Annotated in this window: 5 protein-coding genes; all 5 read right to left on the bottom strand. The window is 50.0% G+C overall.

The features are described from left to right. Window positions 1-811: glycosyltransferase family 87 protein (locus ACESNI_RS13220; protein WP_373087572.1), on the bottom strand; the 811-nt coding region annotated here is incomplete at its 3' end. Further along, entirely contained in the window at window positions 804-1,199 is a 396-nt protein-coding gene (locus ACESNI_RS13215) for a GtrA family protein (RefSeq protein ID WP_373087570.1), read from the bottom strand. The genes ACESNI_RS13215 and ACESNI_RS13220, both read right to left, overlap by 8 nt. Next, on the bottom strand, window positions 1,196-2,152 hold the full coding sequence (locus tag ACESNI_RS13210) for a glycosyltransferase family 2 protein (protein WP_373087568.1): 957 nt from the start codon (window positions 2,150-2,152) through the stop codon (window positions 1,196-1,198). The genes ACESNI_RS13215 and ACESNI_RS13210 overlap by 4 nt, the downstream gene beginning before the upstream one ends. Beyond that, on the bottom strand, window positions 2,149-3,240 hold the full coding sequence (locus tag ACESNI_RS13205; RefSeq protein WP_373087566.1) for a hypothetical protein: 1,092 nt from the start codon (window positions 3,238-3,240) through the stop codon (window positions 2,149-2,151). The genes ACESNI_RS13210 and ACESNI_RS13205 overlap by 4 nt, the downstream gene beginning before the upstream one ends. Beyond that, window positions 3,237-5,183, bottom strand: a complete 1,947-nt coding sequence (locus ACESNI_RS13200; protein ID WP_373087564.1) for an SLBB domain-containing protein — start codon at window positions 5,181-5,183, stop codon at window positions 3,237-3,239. The genes ACESNI_RS13205 and ACESNI_RS13200 overlap by 4 nt, the downstream gene beginning before the upstream one ends. Window positions 5,184-5,410 lie beyond the last annotated feature (227 nt).

The following is a 5,410-nucleotide window of genomic DNA, read 5'->3' as shown; positions in this document are numbered from 1 at the left end:
GCGGAAATTCACTCTCCATCAGAGTCCTTAGTGGCACCAAGCTTGAGGAGAACCACAGGTCGAGAAGGCGCTGAGCACCGAAACCGCCAGAATAGATTGTTAGGTTTCGTATTACCTGAGCTGGGCTGCCTTCTCCCAAGACTTGCCAAGATATTAAATAGACCAGCACGATGGCGATCAGCATGCCTTCAACGGCTCGCCATCGGCGCCGAACTAGAGGGGTCAAGATCGCAGCTATCATGTATACCTTCAAATTGACCACCATTGCAGCGCATATCCACCTCAGACGCGCGGATTTGATCAAATAACCGAAGGCAAGGAGATAGAATATATAGGCCAGAATGACCGTATTTCCGCGTTCAAATCCGTATAACATTGGAAAACCAAATGCGATCGCAAAGGCCCGAGGAAAAAAAGTAGTGCGATCAAATTTATAAAAATGAACGAACGTCAACACGACAGCAATCAGGTACGTCGCGCAAATGAAAACCATACCAAGCCAATCGCAGTAGCGCACTTCCTCGGAAAAATTGGACTCATAACAGCCGTCGAACCCAAATATACCCATGATGACGAAAGAGAGGGGCGGATAAATTGTGCCATTGATATCGTAGGCACCTTCTTGCCGCCCAAAAACACTAAGTGAGTACCAATCCATCCAGGTACCAGACGGTTCATAGAAAAACGGCTGCCGCAAATATCCGTTATCGACAAAGAAAACCGTCATGTGGACCAGCGCGGCAATGATTCCAAGCATGAACAGATATTCGATAACCAAATGTGGGCGGATGGTTGATCTCAGACTATGCATCGGATCGCTTCTGAAAAACAAATTTTTTGAGGACAATATAGTTGATCATGGAAGCAATGAGAACTGTAACGATTCCAAGTACATATGGAGATTCTAGAAACTGATCGAGAACCGCCATTGTAACCAGGCTGACCAAATAATTGACCACATAAGCAAGCAGGAAACGCATGCGGGCAGGCAGTGAATTGGGGAACACAAATCGACTATAGGTTACGTAGTTAAACAGCACGCCACAAAGATGCGATAGAATCTGCGCAGCATAGATGTTAAATCCAAGCCAGACCAACAAACTATATATTGCCAAGCCAAAGATCGTATTGACGATCCCTGCTTGATAGTAACGCCAAAGTTCGACGATCTGCAACCGATGGAGGGGCTTGAGTGTCATTCTTCGGGAGGGAAATTTACACGTTCGCGTTCCAACACAAGCGGTGTGCGGCGCGTCCGTTCTGAGATGATCCGTAGATTGTCGCCGAGCAAGCCCAGAAATCCGAACAGCAGCGCAAATTCAGCCTGAACAATCGCGGCAATGAACCAGCCAGCAATCGGTCTGTCAAAGCAAAAGGCTAATATACCACCGATCAGCATAACCAGCGTCATAAGTGCTCCAAGCGCGCCGATATAAATTGGTATGCGCAATAGCCGCTTTGATGATCCAGCAAGCGCTGACATGGCGAAATCTAACAGCGCAGAAGCGCTGTTCTTTGATTTCCCACCCGCACGTTCTGGTCGATCGTACGAGATGGTTTCCAGTCGATAGCCGGTTTCAACCAACAAGCCCCGGAAGAAGGGCTCCGGTTCGTCAATTTTCCGTATAGCATCGACAGCGCGCGCCGAATAAAGGCCAAAACCGGTTGCATTGGGAATAACTGGATAGTCGCTAAAATTGCGCGACAACCAATAAGAAATATTGCGCAATTGACGGTGCAGGAAACCTGTACTTTTTTCTTCTTGCCTTACACCCAGTACAATTTCGGCGCCATTGCGCCACCGTGTTACGAACTCGGGCAACAAAGATGGCGGGTCTTGGAAATCCGCACACATGCCGATTATAGCCCGTCCTCTTGCCTGAAAAATCGCGTGGACCGGTGATCGCATTTGCCCATAGTCTCGGGCATTTATGATCAGTCGTACACGGGGGTCGCTAGCGCAAATTCTACGTAAACTCTCAACCGTACGATCAGTCGAGTCATTGTCTATGAAGATGATCTCAAACTTCATACCTAGAGATTCGATTTCCGCGAGAACGGCGGAATATATCGCCAGAGCATTTTCTTCTTCGTTTTTGCAGGGGATGATGATGGAGAGATCAGGGCGATCGACACCCGAGCGAGCTGTCATGATAATTCTCTTACTTCCAGTGGCGGGCGCATCAGATAGAATTCAACGGCCAACGATAGCAGAAAGAGGATCGATGCGATGCTCAATGGGATAAGGTTATACTGTCGCTCAGCGTCGATATGCGGAGGCTCCAGAATTCGAATGTTAGCGGTCGAAGTCAAATCTTCGACTGTCGTTCCCTGAAGAAATCGGTAGTAATTGTAATACAAACCCCGGGAGACATCTAGATCACGCTGCAATTTTTCAGCCTTTCGAGACTGAATAACAACTTGGCCAATCGAACTCTTGCTTTCTGAAGATGTGGAGCGAGCCAAGACGAGCTGGTGTTCCAAAGAACGCATTTCAGCAAGTATTTTCTGAACCTTGACATTTTCGTCGGTATTGAACCTGCGTGCCACGTCCAGTTCAAGCTCCTTGTCCAGGATAAGTGATTCCAGCTTTGGTATCCGATCACCTGCCCCATCGAACGCCGCCGACGGGCTAGTATAGCGTGTCTTGAGCCGAAACGAATCATAAGCCGCTTGCGAAACGGCGAGCTTGTCGCTGGCTTCGTCAACAAGTTGAAGCAATATGTCACGTTTATAGCCAGTCTGGTTTTTTGAGACGATTGCGAGCTCCGAACGGACCGCTTCTCCATATGCAGAAATCACATCTAGCGCGAGATCTGCATCGCGCATATCCATGTCGATTTCAATTATCCCGCCACGCAACGAAGTTATATCCACTTCGTCGTCAAGCCAACGCAAGGTTTCCAGTCGCGATTTGCCCAAACGCTCTTTCAGGCCCAGTTTTTCGACAACTGCATCACGCAATGCATCGCTCTTCGCGACTTTCATGCTGACCTCTACGGCTGCCTGATTGCCGAATACGCTGCTGACCGCGCCAAGTTGCCCCAGTGCACCGCTCAGTCCGAGTGAGCCCGGGTCAGAAGGCGTCAAGCTTACGACTGCACGATATTTCTCAGGAAAGACGCTCAAAGCTAAGCAAATCAAGATCAAACCGATGGTGAGCAATCGTCGGAACCGGTTATTTCGAAGCCCCGGGGCGCCCGCAATTTTGCCTGTCAATGATTGTGAACGCGTAATCATTGGATTGCCGCCAACGCAGCAGCACTCAAGCCAAATTGAAAGATGATTTGAGAGATGTCAGCCAATTTGGACAAGAACGAGAGGTTTTGAGTCTTTATCGGCACGAAGATGGTGTCGCCAGGCAGGGTCGAGCTTCCCATTGCACCGCGAGAGCGGGTCAGCACCGAGCCATTTGCGCGCACAACAAATATATTCCCTTTATCCGCACCGCGGATCGGGCCGCCGGACAACTCGACATAATCTTTCACTCGCAAACGCTTGTTCTTGTTCATCAAGAAGGTAGCCGGGCGATAAACCGCCCCAAACACGCCAACGCTATTAATCCGAGGCGGGACGTATATTCGATCATTATTCTCCAGCAGAATATCCGGGGGCAGATTGCTCATTTCCGCTGTCAAACCCAAAACTAACCGGCCATCAGGTTCGTTGTCCTTCAGCTTGGCAATAAAAGCCCTAGCGAAATTGATCTGCGCTTCACGTTCAGATGCCTGCAACGCACGGTCGGAGCTCAACGGTGCCGCAGCAAGAGCCATTTCCATCTGCTCTATTGCTTCTAGAAAACCGCGACGCTGCTGCGCTCTGACCGACTCCCGCTCAAATTGTGTACCGAAAGGAAAGGCCCTGGATGTGAGGCCGCCAGCCATTTCAATAACGGTGCCAAGTGGTGTTCCCGGCGGGACATAATAATTGCCCGGCTTGTTTACCTCTCCCTCAAGGCGCACGACAGCCTGTTGACGTTCCAGCGGTCGGACAAGCGAGCCAAGGGGAAGTATTTGCAATATGTCACCCGCCTCAATTCGCTCGACAGCAGAAGCTGTTCTGTCAAGCTGCTGGCTGCCGACCGTGTCCTGATCACTTAGCCTATACAGGATCGTTCGCGAAGCATCGGCCAGTGCCGTTGCACCACCTGCATATCGAACCAAGTCTTCGACGGTTTCACCAGGCCTAGCCTCGTAGATCGCCGCCTCATTTACGCTACCGATAACAGCAACTTGGTTGCCAACTGGCGGGAGGAAAATGACATCTTCGTTCTGGAGGATCGGATCCAAGGCCCGATTGCCATCCCGGAGCAGTTGGTAAAGATCAAAATCTGCGACCTCCTTACCATTTCGATACAATTTGGCGGAGCGAAAACTGCCGCCAGAATTCGGGCCTCCTGCCTTCAATACAGCATTAACCAATGTCGATAGGCTGGAGACCGTATAGGCTCCAGGATTGACTGCAAAACCAGTCACATAAACTCTTACGCCGCGCAAACTACTGATACTGACCGAAACGTCATAGCCGCGATATTGCCTGCCCACTGCAGCTGAAATGCGATCTTTCAAATCACGATAGCGAACGCCTGTCAAACTCACTGCTCCAACATTCGGCAAGAAAACATTTCCATCCCGATCAATTTCGAATTCTGCGCTGCCCTCCAAAGAGCCAGTCAAAGAAACCGAGATGACGTCGCCGACATTCAGGGCATAATCTGGCGGAATTGTAGACGTGGCTGGCGTTGCAAAATCACGGTTCGATGGAAGCAACAAATCCGATCCAAAACGGTCAAGCTTCAAGCCAGTAACATCGGTAATCCATTCTTGATACTCACCCGGCTTGGCTTTTTTAAGTTGGCGATTATCGATGTCGAGTAAGGAATTTTCCTCATCAGAGCCGCTTTTGGAGCTTGAATCCAATCGAAGCCCTCCTCCTATCTGATCCGGCTGATAGGGACCCGTGCTGACAATTTGCGAATCATCGGAACCGTTTGATTGCCCGTTGTTCGAACCCGATGATCCGGATGTGTTGACCGGACTCCCTGAAGGGGTGTTATTGTCATTTGTAAGCTGTGCAAGCGCACCTGTGCCCCAAAATAGTCCGCACAAAAAAATAGTTGCCAGAAACAGGAAGTTCTTTTGATGCCTGTACTCGCTTGTGGAAACGCTTGTTACTAAACTCATTGTAATTCCTGAAAATGTAATTGCGAAACGCCCTTTTTATTCAATTAACACCGCCCGGCAGGGCCGTCCAGCCTTATATCGGCTATTCACTTACCACCCGTCATTTTTCTCATTCCCCCTGATGATGTGGCCAGACGGCCCATAGGGCTGGGATCGGCAGCGACATGGCTCTACATCGTCGCAGGTAGCGCAACCCGGCCTTGAACAGCGAGGTAAGCGAGCGGGCG

Source organism: Sneathiella sp. (assembly GCF_041689005.1).
Taxonomy (GTDB): Bacteria; Pseudomonadota; Alphaproteobacteria; order Sneathiellales; family Sneathiellaceae; genus Sneathiella.
The sequence above is the reverse complement of the archived record's forward strand: the minus strand, read 5'-3'. Positions and strand labels throughout refer to the sequence as shown.

Excerpts from the sequence above, each read along its gene's own strand:
- ACESNI_RS13215 (WP_373087570.1), bottom strand. The coding sequence starts at position 1,199 with ATGACACTCAAGCCCCTCCATCGGTTGCAGATCGTCGAACTTTGGCGT.
- ACESNI_RS13200 (WP_373087564.1), bottom strand. The coding sequence starts at position 5,183 with ATGAGTTTAGTAACAAGCGTTTCCACAAGCGAGTACAGGCATCAAAAG.
- ACESNI_RS13210 (WP_373087568.1), bottom strand. The coding sequence starts at position 2,152 with ATGACAGCTCGCTCGGGTGTCGATCGCCCTGATCTCTCCATCATCATC.
- ACESNI_RS13205 (WP_373087566.1), bottom strand. The coding sequence starts at position 3,240 with ATGATTACGCGTTCACAATCATTGACAGGCAAAATTGCGGGCGCCCCG.